This window comes from Methylocella silvestris BL2 (genome assembly GCF_000021745.1).
Classification (GTDB): domain Bacteria; phylum Pseudomonadota; class Alphaproteobacteria; order Rhizobiales; family Beijerinckiaceae; genus Methylocapsa; species Methylocapsa silvestris.
On the sequence record NC_011666.1, the window covers coordinates 2,093,378 to 2,114,116 of the forward strand.

General features: G+C 62.0%; 20 protein-coding genes, 2 tRNA genes and 2 pseudogenes. 16 read left to right on the forward strand and 8 right to left on the reverse strand.

Annotated features, from left to right (window positions below; all coding sequences use genetic code 11):
* Positions 1–96: 96 nt before the first annotated feature.
* Positions 97–630 carry an RNA 2',3'-cyclic phosphodiesterase gene (gene thpR / locus MSIL_RS09815; RefSeq protein ID WP_012590937.1) on the forward strand — a complete coding sequence of 178 codons (534 nt, stop codon included), beginning with the start codon at positions 97–99 and terminating at the stop codon, positions 628–630.
* Positions 631–1,125: 495 nt separating this feature from the next.
* Entirely contained in the window at positions 1,126–1,536 is a 411-nt protein-coding gene (locus tag MSIL_RS09820) for a phasin family protein (RefSeq protein WP_012590938.1), read from the forward strand.
* A gap of 271 nt (positions 1,537–1,807) precedes the next feature.
* On the opposite strand, the gene MSIL_RS09825 is transcribed toward MSIL_RS09820, so the two are convergent.
* A complete protein-coding gene (locus MSIL_RS09825) occupies positions 1,808–2,716 on the reverse strand; it encodes a LysR family transcriptional regulator (RefSeq protein ID WP_012590939.1) in 909 nt (302 codons plus the stop codon).
* 106 nt (positions 2,717–2,822) lie between these two features.
* Here MSIL_RS09825 and MSIL_RS09830 point away from each other — a divergent pair, with 106 nt between their 5' ends.
* Positions 2,823–3,650 carry an oxidoreductase gene (locus tag MSIL_RS09830; RefSeq protein WP_012590940.1) on the forward strand — a complete coding sequence of 276 codons (828 nt, stop codon included), beginning with the start codon at positions 2,823–2,825 and terminating at the stop codon, positions 3,648–3,650.
* Positions 3,651–3,881: 231 nt separating this feature from the next.
* Here MSIL_RS09830 and MSIL_RS09835 read toward each other — a convergent pair whose 3' ends face one another.
* Positions 3,882–5,279 (reverse strand): cytochrome P450, encoded by a 1,398-nt coding sequence (locus MSIL_RS09835; RefSeq protein ID WP_012590941.1) that lies wholly within the window; start codon positions 5,277–5,279, stop codon positions 3,882–3,884.
* Between the two features lie 242 nt (positions 5,280–5,521).
* Between MSIL_RS09835 and MSIL_RS09840 the strand changes: the two genes are divergently transcribed.
* The 7 genes from MSIL_RS09840 to MSIL_RS09870 all read left to right on the forward strand — a co-directional run bounded on the left by MSIL_RS09840 (position 5,522) and on the right by MSIL_RS09870 (position 11,517).
* Positions 5,522–6,772, forward strand: coding sequence for an arylsulfotransferase family protein (locus tag MSIL_RS09840; protein ID WP_210160591.1), 1,251 nt, complete (start codon positions 5,522–5,524; stop codon positions 6,770–6,772).
* 399 nt (positions 6,773–7,171) lie between these two features.
* A complete protein-coding gene (locus MSIL_RS09850; protein WP_041367851.1) occupies positions 7,172–7,408 on the forward strand; it encodes a hypothetical protein in 237 nt (78 codons plus the stop codon).
* 318 nt (positions 7,409–7,726) lie between these two features.
* Positions 7,727–7,942: a hypothetical protein gene (locus MSIL_RS21280; protein WP_148213065.1), complete on the forward strand. Its 216-nt coding sequence runs from the start codon at positions 7,727–7,729 to the stop codon at positions 7,940–7,942.
* 674 nt (positions 7,943–8,616) lie between these two features.
* A complete protein-coding gene (gene hemP, locus MSIL_RS21935) occupies positions 8,617–8,730 on the forward strand; it encodes a hemin uptake protein HemP (protein ID WP_244406249.1) in 114 nt (37 codons plus the stop codon).
* 8 nt (positions 8,731–8,738) lie between these two features.
* Positions 8,739–9,635, forward strand: coding sequence for a heme/hemin ABC transporter substrate-binding protein (locus MSIL_RS09860; protein WP_244406250.1), 897 nt, complete (start codon positions 8,739–8,741; stop codon positions 9,633–9,635).
* Positions 9,632–10,702 carry a FecCD family ABC transporter permease gene (locus tag MSIL_RS09865; protein WP_012590947.1) on the forward strand — a complete coding sequence of 357 codons (1,071 nt, stop codon included), beginning with the start codon at positions 9,632–9,634 and terminating at the stop codon, positions 10,700–10,702. Before MSIL_RS09860 ends, MSIL_RS09865 begins: the two co-directional genes overlap by 4 nt.
* Positions 10,699–11,517 (forward strand): heme ABC transporter ATP-binding protein, encoded by an 819-nt coding sequence (locus MSIL_RS09870; RefSeq protein ID WP_012590948.1) that lies wholly within the window; start codon positions 10,699–10,701, stop codon positions 11,515–11,517. Before MSIL_RS09865 ends, MSIL_RS09870 begins: the two co-directional genes overlap by 4 nt.
* A 27-nt stretch (positions 11,518–11,544) precedes the next feature.
* On the opposite strand, the gene hmuQ is transcribed toward MSIL_RS09870, so the two are convergent.
* Entirely contained in the window at positions 11,545–11,865 is a 321-nt protein-coding gene (gene hmuQ, locus MSIL_RS09875) for a heme-degrading protein HmuQ (protein WP_012590949.1), read from the reverse strand.
* A gap of 30 nt (positions 11,866–11,895) precedes the next feature.
* Positions 11,896–14,064, reverse strand: coding sequence for a TonB-dependent hemoglobin/transferrin/lactoferrin family receptor (locus MSIL_RS09880; protein ID WP_012590950.1), 2,169 nt, complete (start codon positions 14,062–14,064; stop codon positions 11,896–11,898).
* A 563-nt stretch (positions 14,065–14,627) separates the two neighbouring features.
* Here MSIL_RS09880 and MSIL_RS20695 point away from each other — a divergent pair.
* Positions 14,628–14,828, forward strand: a pseudogene (locus MSIL_RS20695) (SUMF1/EgtB/PvdO family nonheme iron enzyme); the annotation flags it as partial.
* Between the two features lie 146 nt (positions 14,829–14,974).
* Here the strand turns inward: MSIL_RS20695 and MSIL_RS09885 are convergent.
* Together MSIL_RS09885 and sciP are read right to left on the reverse strand one after the other, a co-directional pair.
* A tRNA-Glu gene (locus MSIL_RS09885) sits at positions 14,975–15,050 on the reverse strand.
* Between the two features lie 124 nt (positions 15,051–15,174).
* Positions 15,175–15,450, reverse strand: coding sequence for a CtrA inhibitor SciP (gene sciP / locus MSIL_RS09890; RefSeq protein WP_012590951.1), 276 nt, complete (start codon positions 15,448–15,450; stop codon positions 15,175–15,177).
* A gap of 446 nt (positions 15,451–15,896) precedes the next feature.
* Between sciP and mnmA the strand changes: the two genes are divergently transcribed.
* Positions 15,897–17,144, forward strand: coding sequence for a tRNA 2-thiouridine(34) synthase MnmA (mnmA, locus tag MSIL_RS09895; RefSeq protein ID WP_012590952.1), 1,248 nt, complete (start codon positions 15,897–15,899; stop codon positions 17,142–17,144).
* A gap of 104 nt (positions 17,145–17,248) precedes the next feature.
* Positions 17,249–17,911 (forward strand): class I SAM-dependent methyltransferase, encoded by a 663-nt coding sequence (locus tag MSIL_RS09900; RefSeq protein ID WP_012590953.1) that lies wholly within the window; start codon positions 17,249–17,251, stop codon positions 17,909–17,911.
* A gap of 36 nt (positions 17,912–17,947) precedes the next feature.
* Here the strand turns inward: MSIL_RS09900 and MSIL_RS09905 are convergent, their stop codons facing one another.
* On the reverse strand, positions 17,948–18,166 hold the full coding sequence (locus MSIL_RS09905) for a YdcH family protein (RefSeq protein WP_012590954.1): 219 nt from the start codon (positions 18,164–18,166) through the stop codon (positions 17,948–17,950).
* 269 nt (positions 18,167–18,435) lie between these two features.
* Here MSIL_RS09905 and MSIL_RS20700 point away from each other — a divergent pair, with 269 nt between their 5' ends.
* The 3 genes from MSIL_RS20700 to MSIL_RS21940 all read left to right on the forward strand — a co-directional run bounded on the left by MSIL_RS20700 (position 18,436) and on the right by MSIL_RS21940 (position 19,554).
* Entirely contained in the window at positions 18,436–18,624 is a 189-nt protein-coding gene (locus MSIL_RS20700) for a YdcH family protein (RefSeq protein WP_012590955.1), read from the forward strand.
* 418 nt (positions 18,625–19,042) lie between these two features.
* Positions 19,043–19,119: transfer RNA gene (locus MSIL_RS09910), tRNA-Arg, on the forward strand.
* Positions 19,120–19,197: 78 nt separating this feature from the next.
* A complete protein-coding gene (locus tag MSIL_RS21940) occupies positions 19,198–19,554 on the forward strand; it encodes a hypothetical protein (RefSeq protein ID WP_041367853.1) in 357 nt (118 codons plus the stop codon).
* Positions 19,555–19,632: 78 nt separating this feature from the next.
* Here MSIL_RS21940 and MSIL_RS21945 read toward each other — a convergent pair.
* Positions 19,633–20,739, reverse strand: a pseudogene (locus MSIL_RS21945) (recombinase family protein); the annotation flags it as partial.

Here is a 20,739-nt window from a genome sequence, read left to right on the forward strand (position 1 = left end):
TAGAGCGCGTTTCCGGCGCGAGCGAGATTTGCTAGACAAAGCATGCCCGCGCTCGGCCGCGCGATTCGGCTCTTTTCTTCCAGCACGGGAGGAACCATGCCCCGCCTCTTCACCGGCATCGAAATTCCGCCGGAAGTCGCGACCGATCTGTCCCTGATGCGCGGCGGCATTTATGGCGCGCGCTGGATCGATGTCGAGAACTACCACATCACCCTGCGCTTCATCGGCGACATCGACGATTCCTCCGCCGACGACGTTCACATGGCGCTGGAGCAGATCCGCCGAAAACCGTTTGAGGTGACCCTGGAAACGCTCGGTTCTTTCGGCGGGGACAAGCCCCGCGCGATTGTCGCCAAGGCGAAGCCAGCGGCCCCCCTCGTCGAATTGCAGGCGCAGCAGGAGCGGTTGCTGCGACGGATCGGCATTGCGCCGGAGCCGCGCAAATTCACGCCGCATGTGACGCTGGCGCGGCTTCGAGCGGCCTCGTCCATGGCGGTCGCCGATTATCTGTCGACGCGCGGGTTTTTCTTCTCGCGCCGCTTCGAAGCCAGCCGCTTCGTGCTGTTCTCCTCACGCGCCTCGACGGGCGGCGGCCCCTATGTCGTCGAGGCGGCCTACCCGCTGGGATAGCGCGACACTGCGGGGCGCCCGCAGGCCAGCCGATAAATCTAAGCTCGCCGCCGCCGGCGCCGGTCGGACAGACGCGTGTCGGCGATCGCCACGATCGCTGCGTCGCGCGGCGGGGCCGCTCCAACGCCATGGCGGTTTTCAGCGTGGCTGCGCCCAAGCGCGCCGCCCCGTTTCTCGCTGATTTCACCGCTCTTTCCCTCAATGACGCCGTTTGATCTCAATGATGCGGGTTGAGGAGTCACTACTTTGTGATGACGGTTGCCTTAATTGATATGAGAGGCCGTCATCGTAATTTGGTTGAAGTTTATTCCAGATCAAACTTCGTCGAAATATGAACTAAATATAGATCTAGCATAAATTAGATATTAACTTGGAATGAACCTAGCCTGAACTTAATATAAACTTGACCTCCTTCGTATTGCGCGATAATTTTTGTCCTTGGCTGCCTCAAGTCAGGAGGCCCGGCCATTCTTACTCTCGACATTGGAGGCTTAGATGGCTAATAACTCGCCGGAGTTTCAAGAGTTTAGCAAAGCGCAACTCGAGGCCGCGACGACCTCGTCGTCCGCCTTTGTCAAAAACCTAAAGACCATTGCTGAAGAAGCGACAACTTATTCGGCGCAGTCGATCGCAAAGGTCTCGACCTTGATCGAAGAGCTGCGCAGCGCCAAGTCTTTCGAGGGCGCGATGCATATCCAGTCCGAATATACCAAGACGTTTTTCGCGGACTTCATTGCATATCTGACGAAAGTCGGCGAACTCTATTCCAACCTCTCCAAAGAAGCTCTCAAGCCGATCGAAGCCGTCGTCGCCAAGGCTCAAATCGGCAAGGACAAGCTACCCGTTCAGGTCGTCGCTGAGGTTCAAACCAGCAAAGACAAGCAACTCGAACCGGCAGTCCATTGAAGGTTTAGAGCGGCAAGACAGGCAATATGCCGCGTCATCGAAGCATGCGTGGGGTCTCTCTCTCCGCGGAGATCCCACCCACACTATTGAAGCGCGATCGCCGCTGGCAAAAGACTCCGAGGGTCGTCAGGTCGTTCGGATCGCGCGGCTTGTCACGATTGTATTCCGGCCCTTCCGTTCGAGTCGGGATGCTGGAATAGCCGTTCGTTCCGGCTTCAGCGATCGACGCCGAAGGCTCGGCAACTCTGATCCCGCCCCGGATCCTTTAGCGTCAGCCGGCGGCGCTCCGAACCGTGTCGATGAGGGCACGCACGGCCGGCGCCATTTGGCGCTGGCTGGAATAACAGAGGAAGTAGCCGGGAAAGTCGGCGCACCATGGCTCAAGCAGGGAGACCAAGGCGCCGGAGCCGATCTGCTCCCTGACGACATCCTCCACTGCGAAGGCGATTCCTGCCGCCTGCAGAGCAGCGGAAACGGCCAAATTCTTGTCATTGACGATCAATGGCCCATCGACCGCCACCTCGAACCAAGCGCCATTTTCGAAAAATTCCCACGCATAGGGCGTCGCCCGCCCCGGCCAGCGCCAACGGACGCATCGATGCTGGAGCAGATCGCGAGGGTGCTCCGGCTTGCCGTGGCGCTCGAGATAGGCAGGGGAGGCGACCGCAATCTGGCGTAGAGCGGGGCCAAGCTGCACGGCGATCATATCGCGCTCGATCACTTCCCCGATCCGGATGGCGATATCATAGCGGCCGGCGACCACGTCCTCGACGGCGTCGTCGAGAGTGACGTCAAGCACCACCTCAGGAAAGTCCCTCGCGAACCGGCCCAGTATCGGCTCCAAATATCGTTCTCCCGCCAAACGGAAAGAATGGACGCGAACGAGGCCGGTCGGCCGCTCGCCTGAGCAGCGCGTCTGGACGAGCGCGTCGCCCAACTCGGTCACAGCAGGCCGGACGCGACCGAGCAGGATCTCCCCCGCATCGGTCAGCGCGACGCTGCGCGTCGTCCGGTTCAGCAATCTGGCGCCGACGCGTTCCTCGAAGGCCCGCACCGTCTGGCTCAGGGCCGACGGCGACACCCCGAGCGCCTCGGCCGCGCGGCTGAAGCTGAGAAACTCGCCCACCGCGACGAAGGCCCGCAGCTGGTTGTAGTCGCTGCCAGAGAGAAGGGTATCCATTCGCTTTGACTCTCACCTTTTAGCTTAGCTTATAACCGATATCAGAAACGGCGCCATTATGAACCAGCCAATCGTCCTCCATATCTCTGACGGAAGGAGATCAAGCATGAAGACATGGTTTATTACCGGCATTTCGCGAGGGTTCGGCCTCGAGCTTGCCCGGGCGGCGCTCGCAAAGGGAGATCGCGTCATCGGCACGGTGCGGCAGGGACGGCCGGATCTTCCGTCGGACGCCGGTCAGCTTCACGTGCTGAAGCTCGATACGACCGACGGGCCAGCGATCCAGACGACTGTGGAACAGGCGTTCGCGCTGGCGGGGCGCATCGATGTGATCGTGAACAACGCCGGCTACGGCCAGCTCGGCCCGCTCGAAATGGCGACCGACGCCGAAGTGGAGCGCGTCTTCGACGTCGATATCATCGGGCCCATCCGTCTGCTTCGGGCCGCCCTGCCCCATCTGCGGGCGCAAAGATCCGGACACATCCTCAACATCACATCGATTGCGGGGCGGGCGCCCGGACCGGGCTCGGCGCTTTACGCGGCGGTCAAGTTCGCGCTGGAAGGTTTGTCCGCGTCGTTAGCTCAGGAGGTAACGCCCTTTGGCGTCAAGGTGACGGCCGTAGCGCCTGGCGCGTTCCGGACCGATTTCCTGTCGACCCATTCCCTCCGGAAAAGCGAGCTGGACGGCGACGCCTACGCGCCGACCGTCGGGCGCGCCTTCGCGGCCTTCGACGCGATGGCCGGGGCGCAGGCCGGCGACCCGGCGCGCGCCGCGCGGGCGATGATCGAGATCGTCGATGCGGACTCCCCGCCGCTTCATCTCCTGCTTGGGTCCGACGCCCTCCGCCGCGCGCGGGAACAGATGGACGCCACGGCCAAAGATATGGATCGGTGGGAGGAGCTGACGCGCAGCACCGACTTTCCCGCGAAGTGAGATCGACCGGGCCTCGGAGGTTCAAGATTGCGGTTCGGCGATCTCCGCGCCTCGATCCGCGCCGACGATGGGCATTGCTGAAGGAACTCGAACGGTAGAAGGCGGTCGCGCTCTCCCTCGCGACCGGAAAGGGCGGCGGTCGGCGCGGCGCGTCATGCGCAGCGTGACGGCGCCGGCGCGCGCTGCCACGGCGGGGACACACCCGGAGCGCCAAATGTTTCCCCGAGGGCCTTAAACGCGCCGCCGTCGCAAGATCATCGGCAGGCCGCCTTCCGGCCGCAACGTGATGTGCTGCACCGGCTTCACTTCATAGCCTTTGCGCGTCTCAAGCGTGAAAGAGCGCATGATATGGGCGAGGATGATCGCCGCCTCCTGCAGCGCGAAAGCGCCGCCGATGCAGATTCGCGGCCCGGCTCCGAGCGGCAGATAGGCGAAGCGGTCGATTTTTTCCCGCGCGCCCGGCAAGAAGCGGCGCGGATCGAAGACGTCCGGCTCGTCCCACAACAGCCTGTGCCGGTGCAGCACCCATTGCGACACCATCACCAGCGTTCGCTTGCGGATGCGCCGGCCGGCGAGCGTATCGAAGTCGATCGCCTCGCGGCTGATGCTCGCGACGGGCGGATAAAGCCGCATCGCCTCCTCGATCACGGCGCGGGTCTCAACGAGGCGCTCGGCATATTGCTCGATGGGCCCCGCGAGAACGGCGTCGGCTTCTTCCGCGAGGCGGGCGCGCCATTCAGGCGATATCGACAGCAAAAACAATGACCAGATCAGAGCATTCGCCGTGGTTTCATGGCCGGCGCCGATGAAGGTGACGATGTTCGAGCGGACTTCGGCGCCTGTCAGTCCGGCGCCCGTCTGCGGATCCTGCGCCTCAAGCAGCAGGGTGAGGAGATCGCGCGGCGCGGCTCCCGCGTCTTGCGCGATCAGCCGCTTGCGCCGAGCGACGATCGTGTCGACGACGTCCTCGAAGAAGCCGAGCGCCGCGCGGCCGCCACTGCGTCCGAAGCGTGGCGCCCAATCGGGAAAATCGAGCAGATCGAACGGGTCGAGCGTTCCGAGGGTCAGGAAATAGCGGGTCAAGGCCGTGGTAAATTCGCTCGGATCGCGGCCCAGCCCGTCGGAAAACAGGGTGCGGCCCAGCGCGTCGAGGGTGACGCGCGCCATTTCCGGCTGGACGTCGAACAGCCGCCCGTCCCTGAAGTTCATCCAGCGCGCGACGAGCTTTTCGGCGGCCAGATTCATCGCCGGGGCGAAGGAGGCGATCGTTTTGGGCGTGAACAGCGGCGCCAGCGTCCGGCGCTGGACGCGCCAGTCGTCGCCCTCGGCCATCAGCAGCCCCTCGCGCAGCCCCTCCCCGAGCACGCGCTTTTGCAGGGCGTCCTTGCGATAATTGGCGGCGTTGTCGACGAGGAAGCGGCGGATGGCGCCCGGCTCGCTCAGCACCGCGATCGTCCCGAGGATGGTGGGTCCGACGAGGATCGGCAGTTCGAAATGCGCGCGGGTCCAAGTTTCGATCGGGTTTTTGCGCAGGACCCACATGGTCTGGAGCGGCCCGAGCGGCCCCGCGCGCGGCGCCGGCGCGGGAGGGCGGGGCAAAACCGCGGCGGCAGGGGAGAAATCCATCATGCCGTCAATCTAGCACTAGTTTTGCCGGCCGCGCCAAACGGAGCTCGGAGAGTCGCCTGCGGAGAGGCGATCTTCGCGGCGTGTGCGATCCCTTTGACTGATCCCGAATGCCGCCGCGGGGTTGACCGGCGGCTTCTTATTAGTCTAGTGTTTCTATAGACATTATAGTCTTCGCTGTTTGCTCCCGCCTCCTCCGCAGCCTTCTCAACCCGAAAGGTATAGCGATGTTTCGATTTTGGTCCTTGCGCAAGTCCGTAGGGTGCTCGCAACAGTGGGGTCGGCGCATCGCCTGCTCGGCGGCGGCGGCCAGCCTCGGGGCTGCGCTGGTCGGGTCGGAGGCTGTGCTCGCCGCCCCGACAACAGCACCGCCTGTGACGATCCTCACATCCAGCCCGTTCGTTAGCCCGGGTTACTTCTTCATCTCGCCCTTCGGCGGTCAGACCACCTACGCCAATGGCGCCGAGATCCTCGATCATAGCGGCAATGTGATCTGGTTCCACGCTGTTCCCGCGGGGCAGGAGGCGAGCGACTTCCGCGTGCAGCACTACCGCGGCAAGCCCGTCCTGACATGGTGGCAGGGCGCCGGGTTGGGGGGCCTTGCTCAAGGCGTCGACTACATTTACGACGACCACTATCGGCAGATCGCGACCGTCAACGCTGGCAACGGGCTGAGCGCAGACGGTCACGAATTCCTGATCACTCCGCGGAACACCGCGCTGATTCTCGCCTATGCCGCCGCCACCGCCGACCTAACATCCATCGGGGGTCCAGCCAATCAGGCGGTCATCAACGGGGTCGTGCAGGAGATCGACATCCGCACGGGCAAGGTGCTGTTCCAGTGGAACAGTGAGGACCACGTTCCATTCAGCGAGAGTCAGCAGCCGCTGCCTGGGTCTGCGAGCTCGCCCTGGGATTGGTTCCACGTCAACGCCATCAAGATTGACGCGGATGGCAACTACCTGATCGACGCTCGCGACACGTGGACGGCTTATAAGGTGAGTCGTAAAACCGGCGCAATCGTTTGGCGGCTCGGCGGCAAGAACTCCACCTTCAAACTGGAAGCTGCGCCTGGCCAGACTCTCAACAATGCTGGCAAGATCTTCGCGTGGCAGCACGACCCCGAGGCGCTTGGCGATAATACCTACACATTCTTCGACAACGAGTCGGCCGGAGCTGGCAACACCGGGTCCGGCGCCACAAATGAGCTCGGCTATAGCCGCGCCGTCACAGTGCGGTTGAATGAGCGGAAGCACATCGCGACCTTGATCAAATCCGACAAGCAGCCAGAGGGTTTGATCGCGCCGTCGCAGGGCAACGCCCAGACGACCGACAGGGACAACCTCGTCGTGGGGTGGGGTTCATTGCCCTACTTTTCAGAGTTCAATCGGTCGGGTAATCTTCTCTTCAACGCGCAGTTCCCCGCCGGCGTAAACACCTACCGCGCCTATTTGCTGCCTTGGCGGCCTGGCCGGCTGGAGCTTGGCAGTCACTAGCACCTTCCTTCGCCGCTGCATGAGTGTGGCTTAGGGATGATCAACAGCGTCCCCATAAGGCGCGAGCGGCGTGCATATGCGCTGCTCGCGCGAAAATGCGCCGCGGCGCAGGACGATCAGGCCTGTTCATCTGACTGACGTCTGCCAGATCACGTCGCGGCGTGACGCTCATTTTGCCTTCCTCAGCCTCACGCCCGGCCCTCCGACACTCTCGGCGATGAATTCGACGCCCGCGGCCTCAAGGGCGGCGCGAATCGCGTCGATAGTGCGCTCCTTGAGACTTTCGTCAAGCCTCAAATCTCGTGACCGCGCCGGGCGCGACTTTCGCGGCAGCTTGCGAGACGGCTGTGAAGGCGAGCAAAGCAGCGCTGGAAAGCACATATGTGATTAGCGGATTTGATGCTTCATTTTTTTGTTATCAACATTTTCTTTGAGGGCTTGATAAGCGTGAAGGCTTATATCGCCGCAGCGCCGCAGCCGCAATTAATCAAAGGGCAAATCTTCAGTATGGTCGGCGGTGATAAGCTTTGCTTGCGCCTGGACAGTAACGTAAAGGAGAAAGCCGGCCACCACGATGGCGCAAATCTGGACCAGCATCTTAAGCAAAAAACGCGGCCATGGCTGCTGTGTTGGTAAGGGCGGGTATTGAGACCAAACATCTCTTGTCGACATTTCGACCTCCCGTTTCAAGGCGTCGAAATATAATGGCGCCCTAATCCGCCCGGATCTTTAGAATGCTCTTAGTATTTTATAGTCTTTCGCTTAAAGGCGCGCCGAGGCTCTGCCATGAGCCCGGTCGGCATATGTTCTCGCACGCTGCCTGCTTTCGTTGGCGCGCGGCATCCTCGGCGCTATTCGACCGCGCAATTCAGCGGGCATGAGCGGAACTGTTGCCTCCGCTACGGATTTCACCATCCCGACGACAAGCCAGTCTCGGGATAGGAAATCATTGATATGAAAAAGATACTTGCCGCCTGCATATTTACGTCGGTTTTGACTTTGGCGCCTGCTCTAGCCAGTGCTGAAGAGAGAGAGATGCATGAAGGGATGTACCATCGGCATCATCATGAAATGATGGGAGACCGCGATATGCATTATCGCCACCACGATTATCATCACCAGCGTCATCACGACATGGTGCATCGCGAGCGCCATATGCGCCTGCTGTAGTCTGCCTAGACCGGAGCGGCGAGTGCCGCCGATTTCGACATAAGGGGATCGGGGCGAGCAACTTTGGCCAACCAAAATGGAGCCGGCGCGCATGACCGGCTCCACGATCAAGGGAGGAACTACTGCAGCCGTTTACCGGAGGAGACGTCGCAAGCTGGCAGCATGGCCGAGGCGACACGTGACCCGCCGCCCAAGCTATAGCCAATTCAGGTCAACGACGGTGGCGCTCGTCTTCGCACAGCCTTACGGATCAGACCGCCGACTTTCTCATCGAACGCGCTTCCCAGGCGACACGGAAAAAGGCGGTGGAGTGCGGAATCGACGCAAGAAAGATTCTCAGCGCAGCCTCTGACCCGTCCGGCTTCACCGCGTAGCAGCGCGCGCGTTCGGCGCGCAAACCCGCCCGCATGGCGACGTCGATCGAAGCGCGGGGCGCGGTCGCGCTTGCCGCGGCGCAAGCGGCGGACGAAGTGAATGAAGTCGCGGGAGGCGAACGCCAGTTGACCCCGGCGAGTCTTATCGGATACGCAAGCTCAGAACAGTATTGCTATTTAGAATTAAGGTAATTCTAAACTGCTTAGCGTGCCGAAAGAGCAGCAACGCCCATGAAGCACAGTAATATCAAGTCAGACGACCCGCCTCCGAATTCGGATGCCGCGCCCCAGGATGCGCATGTGGTTTCCTCTGAGGAGTTGTTCGCCTCTCGACGCGAAATCATCATCCTGCACGGCTCCGAGCGCTATCGCCTGCGCCTGACGTCGAACGATAAACTCATTCTGACCAAATGAGCGCGATCGTGAAATTGCGGCCCGGTCTCACACACCCCTCGACCTTCATGCAGCTCGCGGCGGCCGCCCTTGTCTTCGCCCTCCTGACGGCCAACACGGCGGCGTGGGCGGAGGAGTCGAGGATTGTCGCGCTCGGCGGCTCGATAACCGAGATCCTTTATGCGCTCGGCGCTCAGGACAGGATTGTCGGCGTCGACTCGACGAGTCTTGCTCCGCCGTCCGCTCTTCAGGAGAAGCCCTCTGTCGGTTACGTCCGGGCAATTTCGGCGGAGGGCGTGTTGTCCTTGAAGCCGACGCTCGTCCTTGCCATCGAAGGAGCGGGGCCGCCGGCGGCGCTGGAGTTGATTCGGGCGGCCGGGGCGCCTCTGGAAATTGTTCCTGACGCGCCGACGCCGGAGGGCATCCGCCGCAAGATCGAAATTCTAGGCGAAACCGTCGGCGCCAAGGACGCTGCGGCGAAGCTCAATCGCGAGGTCGGCGCGGGGTTCGCGGCGCTCGAGGGATTGCGGGCAAGAATCACCAAACCCGTTCGCGCGCTTTTTGTGCTGTCATTCGCCAACGGACGCACGCTCGTCGGCGGCCGCAACACATCGGCGGCGAGCATGCTGGCGCTCGCAGGGGCCGTCAACGCGGCCGAGGACGTTGACGGATACAAGCCGATGACCGACGAGGCCATTGCGTCCGCCGCTCCGGACTTCGTGCTCATGATGAAAAATGGCGATCATCATGTCGACGCCGAGACCGTTTTCGCGTCACCGGCTTTCGCTTTGACGCCGGCCGCCAGAACGCGCGCGCTTCTCGCCTTGGATGGGCTCTTCTTGTTGGGCTTCGGTCCGCGCACGCCTGACGCCGCACGCGAGCTGATCGAGGCCTTTTATCCGTCGCTCGCGACGGCGGCGCCGTGACCTTCTTCGCCAGGCGCGATGGCTGGCGCGGAGATAGGGATTCGTCTCGCGAAAAATTCATTGCGACGATTGCGGTTCTGTGCGGCGCGTGCCTGCTGGTCGGTTTGGCGTCGATCGCTCTTGGCGCGGCGGCGATCGCGCCTGCGCGCATCGTCCGGATCCTGCAAGGCGAGTTTGCGCAATCGGCAGACTCCATGATCCTGCTCAACATCAGATTGCCGCGCACGCTTCTCGGCTTCCTCATCGGCGGCGCGCTTGCGCTGTCCGGCGCGTTGCTGCAAGCCCTGTTTCGCAATCCGCTCGCCGATCCCGGAGTGGTCGGCATTTCAGCCGGAGCGGCGCTCGCCGCCGCCGCGGCGATTGTTCTTGGCGACCGTTTCGCCGCGCCGCTAATGTCGGCCTATTCCGTGTGGGCTCTTCCCGTCGCCGCGTTTCTCGGCGGCCTCGTCGCGACGTCGCTGCTCTATGTCCTGTCGACGCGCCTCGGCCGCACGTCGATCGCGACCATGCTGCTCGCAGGGATCGGTGTGGGCTCTTTCGCCGGATCGCTGACCGGGCTCCTCGCCACGATCAGCGACGACCGCCAGTTGCGCGATCTGACGTTCTGGCTGCTTGGCAGCCTTGGCGGCGCGAACTGGTCCAAGACGGCCGTCGCGGCGGCGCTGATCATGCCGGTGTTTCTCGCCGCGCCCTTTCTGGCGCGAAGCCTCAACGCGCTCGCGCTCGGGGAGGCGGAAGCTTTTCACCTTGGCGTTCACGTCGAACGGGACAAGCGCATCATGATCGCGCTTGCCTCGATGGCGGTTGGCGTCGGCGTCGCGCTCGCCGGCCCGATCGGCTTCATCGGCATCGTCGCGCCGCACCTCATCCGTCTCACAGTCGGCGCCGACCATCGTCTCGTTCTTCCGGCGAGCATTCTCCTCGGCGGCTCATTGCTCGTGCTCGCCGACATTCTCGCGCGCACCGTCGCGGCGCCCGCCGAGACGCCGATCGGCATTTTAACCGGGCTTATCGGCGCGCCGTTCTTCCTTTGGCTTCTCTCCACCCGAATGCGCTATTTCGAATGACAGACGCGATCCTGACGGCGGAAAGCCTGACCTATCACGTTGGGACAAGCGTCCTGATCGCCGACGCCTCGCTTGAACTGGCGGGCGGACGCATGACGATCGTCATAGGACCGAATGGCGCAGGCAAGTCGACCTTGCTGAAGCTGCTCACCGGAGAGCTCCGACCAAAGGAGGGCGGCATCAAGCTGCTCGGGGAAAACCTCGCCGCGTTCAAGCCCTGGCGGCTCGCCTGCATTCGGGCGGTGATGCCGCAAAGCGGGGCCGTATCACTCCCCTTTACGGTGCGGGAGGTCGCAGGCCTCGGCGTTGACGGCGTCGGCCGGTCCCTGTCGCGCGCGGAAAAAAGCGCTGTGATCGGCAGGGCGCTGGAGACGGCCGACGTCTCGGATCTCGCCTCGCGATTGATCGGGACCTTGTCCGGCGGGGAGCGGCAGCGCGTCCATTTCGCGCGCGTGCTTGGCCAGATCGCGGCGGGTCAAACGGTGAGCGACCGGCAGATCCTTTTTCTCGACGAACCGACCGCAAATTTGGATCTCAGCCACCAGCTTGATCTGCTCGACGCCGCGGCGCGGCTGGCGCAAGAAGGCGTGGCGGTGGTCGCGGTGATCCACGATCTCAATCTCGCCGCGGCCTATGCCGACGACCTCATCGTCCTCAAGGACGGCCGGATCGTCGCGCGCGGAGCGCCGGCAAGAGTGATGACCGATGCCTTGATGTCCGCGGTCTTTCGGCTCGACGTCAAGGTCGGCGCTCCTCCGCCCGGCAATGTCCCTTTCATCGTGCCGCGGCGCCGAGCAGCGGCGCCCCAGAGATAACGCGGGAGCGCCTCGCCGCCCGGCCCGTCAGGCTGTCACATCGGCGAGTTCGACGGCCTCGAACCCCTCGAAGACCGGATGTCCGATCGTGAGCGAGGGGCCCTTTCCCGCATCCTTATGCGCGTCGCGGAACTGCTCCGATTTGGTCCAGGCGACGAAATCGGCGTGGCTGTCCCAGATCGTGTGCGACACATAGAGCGTGTGGTCTTCGCCCTCCGGTCCGCGCAACAGATGAAAGGCGGAAAATCCGGTCATTTCGTGGAGGCGGCTTTCACGCGCGCGCCAGACCGCCTCGAAAGCCGGCTCCTCGCCCTTGCGCACCTTGAAACGATTCATTGCGATATACATGGCGTGCTCCCTGATTGATTGGCGCGTCGATCACATCGACGAAAATTTAACAGTAAGCGAGGCCTTCGCGCCGAAGCCGGCGCTCGGCAGCGTGTTCAGATATTGCGTATATTGCTGATTGAACACATTCTTGAGATAGAGATCGGCATTCACCGATTCGCTGAACTTGTAAGACGCGAAGAGGTCGAGAAGCCCGTATCCCTTTGTGGGCTCGTTCGTCGTCGCTCCGGTGTCGTCGTAAAGCTTGACGCTCGAAGCGACAAACACGGCTCTCGCGCCGATCGTCAGCTGCTGGTCAAGAAAGCGCAGGCCGAACGTGCCGCTGATTTTGTCTGGAATAGACGTGATAAGCGGCTGGTTCGCACTTACATTGCGCGCATTGATATGCGCCCCCGAAATGGTGACGAAGCCCCCGCCCCAGTCATAGCCGCCCTCGAGCTCGACGCCGTAGAGATGCGCCTGCGCGATGTTGACATATTGAAAGGAGGTGATCGGAAAACAGAGAAAGGGCGCGACATTGCAAAGCGACGTCGGCGCGCCGGGTATGAACGGCACCAGAAAGGATGGACCGACCGGCTCAAAGTCGATGTAATTGTCGACGGTGTTCGAAAACACATTCGCCTTGATGCGAAGCTTGTCCCCTTGCGCAAGGATGTTGTCGTATTTGATATTGACGCCGCCTTCAAAGTTGTGGCCGGTTTCAGGCGTCAAGTCCGGATTGGGCAGGATGTTAAAGGCCGGGAAGGGATGCACGCCTTCGATGAAGGTCTCTGTGACCGACGGCGCGCGATAGGCTTCGGCGTAAAGTCCATAAAGTTCGATTCCCTGAACGGGCGTAACGCTGATCGTTATTTTCGGCGAGAGATGCCCTCCTCCGGAGTTAACGCCGTCGCCCGTCAGACTGTAATCATCATATCTCAGCGCGCCGACGAACCTCAGCCAGCCGCCATAGCGCAGCTGATCCTGAACGAATCCACCCGAAAGCCGGCGGTTGCCGGACGGCGTCAGAGCCGAGATAAATCCGCCTGCATTGTCGAAGGTGTTGACATGGTCCCATGCGCTGTCGCCGCCATAGGTCAGCTCGTGGCTGAGTGGTCCGGTATCAAAGCGGGACGTGTTGTGAATGTCGAAGCCGATTGTCGACATTGAGTCGGCAAGCGGGTCTCCCGGTACGACGCCGAGCGCCTCATAAGTCTCGTCCGGCGCCAACGCCGTTTGCTGGTTCTTGGTCGTCGTGTAATATGCCTTGGCGCTGAAGTCGAGCCACGGCAGATCTGGCCGCGCAGCGGTGTAGCCCAGCGTGTAATTTCCGGTCGTTACATGGTCGGAAAACCGGCTTCCCGCATTGCTCGTGCCGTTGTTCGTGAAATTGTAGCTTTGATTGAGCGTCGAGACGGTGATCTGCTGCCCTTCCGCCGGGCGGAGGTTTGCCTTGAAGAGACCGCCGGCGAGCGTGCTTCCCGTATCAGCCACCTTTTCGTCGACGCCGTCGAAATAGGAGGCGAGGCCGCGATAGACGAATTGCGCGTAAAGATCGGCGTAATCGCCAAAGCGCGCGGCGCCCGCGGTGCTCGTCAGGATCTCGCGGCTGTTCGAGCCAAGGCCGGTCGTCTGCGAAGCCCCATAGATCTTGCCGGGATCAAGAACGTCTTCAACGCCGCGTGTGGTGTAGGAAACGACGCCGCCGATCGCGCCCGATCCATAAATATTGGAGACCGGTCCACGCGTGACGTCGGCGCGGCCGATGAAGGCCGGATCGAGATAATAGGTGCCGTTCGCATTATGGCCGGAGATCTGAAAATCCTGGCGCGCGCCGTCGACCAGAATATTAACGCGCCCGAAATCCTGCAGGCCTCGAATGTTCACCGACTGGCCCGGATCATTCTGGCTTTCCTGCGTCGTCACGCCCGGAATATCTTGCAGAACGCCCGACGCTTTCGAGGGCTGCAGGATATTGATTTGCGACGTGTCGACAACGCTCGACGCGGAAAGGGCGTCGATAGCTTGTTCCGGCGTCTTGGTCGATGTCACGGTGATCTGATCGAGTGAGATTGCGCCGCTCAACCCTGCATTCGGCGCAGCGGCGTCCGCGGCCGGGACGGCGTCTTGAGATGGAGCCGGCGCGGTTTGTCCGTAGACTGGCGCGATAGCGAAGAAAGTGGCGACAGCCGCGGTGGCCGCCCCTGCTCGAACAGACATATCCAGCCCCTTGCGATGGATTGAGGCGCTGGCTGGCTTGCGATGGGGAACGGGCGCTGGCTGGCTTGCGGTTGGTTCACGCTAGGCGGCGGCGGACGCCGAAGTAAAGGCCTCACAAAATCAATGTATTTATTCCAATTTAAACCTACCTCCGTTATGTAAAAATCGCCGGGCCGTAATATCTAGCTTCGTTGCAGATTTGCAACGTGTCGTTGCGACGCTCGCGGCTGGGCCGAGAGCGCTGTTGGTCGTTCCGGCATATGATGGCGGCAGAGCACGCCCCTCCCGAAGCGCTGGGCGGCAGACGAGCAAGGGGGCGCGAGCACGGCGAAGCGCTCGTCCGAAGAAATCGGAGCGGGCAGACGAACCGAAACAAATTTGCCGATCATGTCGCGCCAGCAGTCGGATTTCGATCGGGTCTCTGCCTCGCGAGAAAGGCTACCACCGAAGACAAAACCAGCCGGAGAGGGTCAGCTCACGCCACGGCAATCACCTTGCCTGATGGACCATCCCGTCGCCCGCATCGCGCCTTCCGCGAAAGCCACGCCTAATAGGATTTGCAGCGCGGCGGCATGGATGCGCCGAATTTGCCTGGGGCAACGAGTTCACGCCCGGGGATCGCGATAGGGCGAATACGTGGGAGGGCCAGTTTCCTCTCCAAAATCTCGCAGAGATGGATTTGAGCGCGCTCGCCGGTACGGTCCTTTCCACCGAACAATTATGGCCTCTACGATCAGATCGGCAACACCTGGGAGTGGACGACCGGCGCGCCGACGTAGGGCGACGCGAGACGGCAATAAGCTGTGCGTCATCATGCGAGAAAATCAGGGCCGTTCGCCTATTTATTGGGCAGGAGTTGGGCGCGAGGATCGCCTCGCACGGCCAAATAGCGCTAAGTCCCTCACAGCTTTGGCGCTCCCTAGGGGAATCGAACCCCTGTTTTCGCCGTGAGAGGGCGACGTCCTGGACCGCTAGACGAAGGGAGCGTTGAGCGAATGGCGGGTTCTAGCCCGGACGGGGCGAGCCTGCAAGCGCGCCGCTGTCCTGGATTTGAATTCAGCGGCCCGCGCGGTCTCATTCGGCGGCCTGCGGGGGCGCGCCGCGGTCTAGCTAGGCCCTGTACTGCTGAATCCGCGTGGTGCGTAGTCCGGCAAGTCCATGCTGGTCGATCGACATCTGCCAGGACAAGAATTCGTCGACGGTCAAAGTATAGCGGTTGCACGCTTCTTCCAGCGAGAGCAGACCGCCGCGAACGGCCGCGACGACCTCGGCCTTGCGCCGGATCACCCAGCGTTTTGTGCTGGACGGGGGCAGATCGGCCAAGGTCAAAGGACTTCCATCGGGGCCGATGACATATTTCGCGCGATGACGGCTCGGTTCGGCCATGTCTGCAACTCACAGAACTTCAGATCACAAATCAGATCGAGCCGAACATAAGCGGCGTGTTTTAAGATTTGCCTAAGCCCATGCCGTTGTTTTATTAATGATTTCTGATTACTGGCGTTGATTTGCGCGCTCTAGCCAGCAAAGACCGCTTTGATCGTCTCAACTTGGAACGCTTCCGTCCTTTACGCTTGCAGGCGACGCGGGGAAACGGGGCGCCGCCGCCACGGGCCAAGCAAAATGATTCGCAGCCGGCGGCAAACGAGTCCTTTGCACATAGACCGCAGATCATTATATTTTGTTGACGAATGAGCGGAGGCGTGGCTTCTGCATGGGTTTTGGCGCGTCGCAATTGTGTCGGGGCGGCCGCCCTCCCAGGACGAATTGCGGCATGGGACGGTGAGGCGGGGCGTAGCGCGCCGCCGGGAGCGGAGCAAGCGACGGCGATCATGAGCGCAAGTCATTCGCCAGAAGCGGCCGCGGCCGAGGGCCGGCGCGAGCTGAATTCGCTTGGGCTGCCGAAGCCGCCCGCGCAGACGCGCGTCGTCGTCGCCATGTCCGGGGGCGTCGATTCCTCTGTCGTCGCCGCGCTCATGAAAGAGCAGGGCTACGACGTGATCGCCGTGACCATGCAGCTTTACGACCACGGCGAGGCGATCCACCGCAAAGGCGCTTGCTGCGCCGGTCAGGACATTCAGGACGCGCGCCTCGTCGCCGCCCGGCTCGACATTCCGCATTACGTGCTCGATTACGAAGAACGATTTCGCGAAAAAGTCATCAATCCCTTCTCGCACAGCTATGCGACAGGCGAGACGCCAATCCCCTGCGTCTCCTGCAACAGCGAGATCAAATTCGCCGATCTGTTCGATACCGCGCTCGATCTCGGCGCGGACGTCCTGGCGACCGGACATTATGTCTCAACCCGCAGCGACGAAGCCGGCGAGCGCGTTTTGCACCGCGCTTTCGACGGCGCCCGCGATCAGAGCTATTTCCTGTTCGCCACCACGCGCCGCCAGCTGCAGATGCTGCGCTTCCCCCTCGGCGACATGACCAAGACCGACGTCCGCGCGCTGGCGCGGCGGTTCGGCCTCATCGTCGCCGACAAGGCGGACAGCCAGGACATCTGCTTCGTGCCAAAGGGCAAATATAGCGATCTGATCGAAAGACTGTCTCCCGGCGCCGCCGTCCCCGGCGAGATCGTGCATATCGACGGGCGCGTGCTCGGACGCCACGCGGGCGTCATTCATTACACCATTGGCCAGAGGCGCGGCCTCGGCCTTGGCGACGCCAACGCTGGCGAACCGCTCTTCGTCATAAAGCTCGACGCCGCAGGGGCGCGCGTCGTCGTCGGCCCGCGCGAGGCGCTGGCGACGCGCCGCGCGCATTTGCGCGCCGTGAACTGGATCGGCGACGGCGAACTCGGCGACCTTCCCCGCGAGGGCGCCGATATTTTCGTGCAGGTGCGCTCGACGCGGCCTCCTGTCGCCGGCCGGCTTTACGCGCGGGACGGCGGCGCGCATGTCGAGTTCGTCCATGACGAGGACAGCGTTTCACCCGGTCAGGCCTGCGTGTTCTACGCCTCCGACCAGCCGCGCGCCCGCGTTCTCGGCGGCGGCTTCATCAGCTCGACAGAATCCGCCATCGACGTCTGTCCGGCAACGAGCCGGGCCGCTGAAGCCGCCTCGGTCCCTGTCTAGGCCCGCCTGAGGCGCCGGGCTCCGTCTTGCGCCGCATCTTCGAAAACTCCGATCGAGGGATCGCACTTTTGACAGGTCATCATCTTTCCGAGTTCGCCCGCCCGATGGGCGCGGGAGCTGAATCCGCGGCCCCTGCGACGCTCGACAACGTTCATGTCAAATCATCCTACGCGCGCTGGGCGCCCGTCTATGACCTTGTTTTTTCGCTCATCATGCGCGCCGGCCGCCTCGCCGCCGTCGCGGCGGCTGACCGCCCGATGGGGCGCGTGCTCGACGTCGGCGTCGGCACAGGCCTCGAATTGCCGATGTTCGACGAGCGGACACGGCTTGTCGGCGTCGATCTCTGCGAGCCGATGCTGCGGCAAGCGCAGCGCCGCGTGATCGGAAAATCGCTGCGGAATGTCGACGGGCTGCTCGTCATGGACGCAACGCGCCTAGCATTTCCCGATGCGAGTTTTGACGCGGTCGTCGCCCCTTACGTGCTGACCGTCGTGCCCGACCCGCATGCCATGCTCGACGAATTGCTGCGCGTCGTGAAGCCTGGCGGGGAGATTGTGCTCGTCAACCATGTCGGCGCCGAGACCGGGATCATCGCCAAGCTCGAGGCGTGGCTCGGCAAGCGCAGCGCCCATCTTGGCTGGCGGCCGCAATTTCAATGGTCGGTCCTTGGCGGCTGGATCGACGCGCGCCCGGCCGCGCGCCTCCTGGAGCGCCGCGCGCTTGCGCCGTTCGGGCTGTTCACGCTGGCGCGCTTGAAAAAAGCGTAACGGCCGCTTTCGAGTATAATTCCGCGGTCTTGCGGCTCAGGCGATGATATCCGGCGTCAACTGATCCTCGATGAAGGCGACGCGGTCGCGCAAAGAGAGCTTGCGTTTCTTGAGGCGCTGGATCTGCAGCTGATCCACCGTTCCGAGATGAAGAAGCGCGTCGATGGCGGCATCGAGATCGCGATGCTCCTGACGCAAATGCTCAAGCTCGGCCTGCAACGGGCCGCGTTCGCCGTCGCTTAGCTTTTCGGGCATATTTTTTCAAAACCTTAAGGCGCGATCATCGATGGCTCCAGCGAACCCAGCCGGACCGGAGCCGGACCGATTTGCGGCATTGCGCGCTCTGGCGTCAATGGCCTTTGCGCGCCTGCCGCATTCGACCGGCCCATGAAAAACGAAAAGGCGCCGCAAAATGCGTCATACCCTCGTCATGAAATTTTCGCCACGCCTTTGCGAAGCCCTTCGCGAAATCGAAATCCTGTGGCACACTGATCTCATGCGAAGACTTCAAGAAGGAGTTCTGCATGTCACTCGAAAATCATTTGACTGCTTTGGAACAGCGCCACGACGCGCTCGACCGTGAGATCGAAAAGTCGTTGATGCACCCTGCGATTGACGAGTTGAAACTGGCTGAACTTAAACGCCGTAAACTGCAACTCAAAGATGAGATTGCAAAGCTTCGAGGCGAGTCAGCCTTCTCCACCATACATTAGTCTTTCCATTACGAGTTGGTTCGCGCTTGGGTCAAGCAAAGGAACCACGAGAATGGCGCACGCTTGTCGGGCCGAGGACGGCCGGGCGAAGCTTGCTGCGCCATTCCCCGCTGTCAGCTTGCTGTGAGACATTTGATCTTTGCGCCGGCGGCTTAGATGCTGAGATTTACCTGTGCGCGCCGGCGCGACGCTTCTCGAAACGGGCCGGGATTCACAGGCCGCGGCCTGCTCGGGCCGTCGGCCCGTGCCAGACAGATTTGAGCGACGCCTTGAGGTCGCCCCACAGACCAGATGGCGCGCGGCGCGATTTAGTGAAACGGTGCTTGGCGCGGAGCGTCAAAATCGGCTAAGAAGGCGACGCCGCGCGGTCAAGCCCATGACAAAAGTCCATGGGCGCTCACGTGGATGAATTGCGCAAGCGCCCGTAGCTCAGCTGGATAGAGCGCTGCCCTCCGAAGGCAGAGGCCAGGGGTTCGAATCCCTTCGGGCGCGCCACTTCCGAACAAAACTGGGAACTCCGGCAGGAGTTGCCCCGCCGCCCATCACCAGCCGCTCCAGAACAGCCCGCCGCCCGTGGATACGGATTTCCGTGTCGTCGACTTCGACCTGATCGATGACGGAACGGATATAGGCGCGTCTGAAAGGCGTTTCGCCTTTGAGGACGTTCGCGCGCATGACCTCTGTAAAGGCCGCGATCTTGTCTTCTGTGATGCGGACATCTGGACGCATCTCTGCAACCGCCCGGTCGAACGCGACCTGCGCAATATCACGTTCGGTCTTTACTGTGGCGACCCGCTCTTTGAGCGTCGCATCCATTGGGTCGGCAATGCCGTTCTCGATTGCAGCATAGAGACGACCCAGCCTTCCTTGCGCATCGGCGAGCTTTGCCCGGAGAGCCGTGAGGCGGCCCGAATAATCCTCGTCCTTTGATGCCTGGCGTTCCATTATTCCCGCGAGGATTTTTCCGATGCGCTCCGGCGTCAGGAGCTGCTCGGCGAGCCTCTCAGTCACAAGCTTGTCGAGCTTGTCCATTGGGATAGAGCGTCCCTTGCAGGCAGACTTGCCCTTCTGTGCACAAGTCGCGCAGGTGTAGTAGCGGTAGCGCCCATATTTTCCGGTACGTAACGTCATTCCGCCGCCGCAGCTTGCGCAAGTCGCAATACCGGTAAGAAGGATAGGTCCGGTTACGACGCGCGGCGGCATCGCTCTCGGATTTTTGGATTTCAGCATCGCCTGCACCGCATCGAAGGTCGCGGCATCGATGATGGGATCGACAGGGACGGCGATTTGTTCGGACTCAGGCTTCGCTTCCTTCGTCTTCCAAACCTTGCGATTGAAGCGGTGCTCGCCCTTATAGGTTGGACGCGTGAGAATCTGATGCAGAGGCCCGATACCCCACCTCGCGCCAACGCGCGTACGGTAGCCATGCTCGTTGAGCCAACTGGTGACAGCCTTGACGCCCATAGGACCGTTAGTGCCGTCGCCTCTTTGGAAGAGGCGGAACATGAGGCGCACGGTCTCTGCTTCGACCGGATCAATTGCTAGGCGCTTTTTGGTTTTTGAACCGCGCTGCTCTGCATCGACTACGGAGTATCCGAAGGGAGCCTTCGAGCCGTTCCAGAAGCCTTGCCGGGCGTTTTCCTGCATGGCGCGCAGCGTGTGCTTTGCGTTCTCCTTCGACTGGTATTCGTCGAAGAGCGCGAAGACCTGTCTCACCATCACGCTCATCGGATCGTCGCCCAAATCCTGCGTGATGCTGATAAGGCGAACGCCAGCCTTGCGCAGACTGCGCACATGATATTCGAGCGCAAAATGATCGCGAGCAAAGCGGCTGAACGAATGCACGATCACGACATCGAATGGCGTGCCGCCTCCCGTCGCCAAATCGAGAAGACGCTGAAGCTCTGGTCTGCGATCATCCGTGCCGCTTGCGCCAGGTTCGACGAACTCAGCGGCAACTTGCCACCCGCGGGCTGCGCAGAATGCAACCGCCTGTCTGCGCTGATCTGGAATCGAAAGATCGGCTTCGGCCTGACGACCGGTTGAAACGCGCAGATAGAGAGCTGCGCGTTTGGCCTCGGTCCTATCGATGGTTTCAGTGGCGACTTCGGTCAT